The 445-nt window shown below is 35.7% G+C and carries 1 protein-coding gene; it reads left to right on the top strand.

What is annotated here, in order from left to right; genetic code table 11:
- Positions 1-34 precede the first annotated feature (34 nt).
- A partial coding sequence (locus tag CYP28_RS00655; RefSeq protein ID WP_103592719.1) for a YopX family protein occupies positions 35-445 on the top strand: 411 nt, incomplete at its 3' end.

Raw genomic sequence — 445 nt, forward strand, 5'->3', positions numbered from 1 at the left:
GTGTGATTAGCTGGGTAAAATAAAGGATATAAAGATGAAAGATGTAAAATTTAAGGCTTATGTTTATGTTTTGACTGATGAGGATAGCCATCCTCTTGAAATAGATCTTAGGGCAGGTAAATTATGGGACGTCGCAAGCATAAATTTTAAAGACCAAATAGTAGAAATTGAAGATGATGACGGCAATACATGGGAATATGAACTAAATGACGAGATAGCCCTTTTGCAATATACAGGTTTTAGAGACAAAAATGGACGTGAAATTTATACGGATCATCTCGTTAAATGGGGATTACGAACTTATAGGGTTTGCTTTGATTGCGGATTTTATCTGCACGATTTGAGTGGGATCAATCCTGATTACCCAATTACGAAAGAATTCAAAAATGCTTCAGACGAATTTGAGATCGTCGGTGGAATGTTTGAATATGGAGAAGTTATAGGC

It is taken from the genome of Campylobacter concisus (assembly GCF_002914195.1).
In the GTDB taxonomy this organism is placed as follows: domain Bacteria; phylum Campylobacterota; class Campylobacteria; order Campylobacterales; family Campylobacteraceae; genus Campylobacter_A; species Campylobacter_A concisus_M.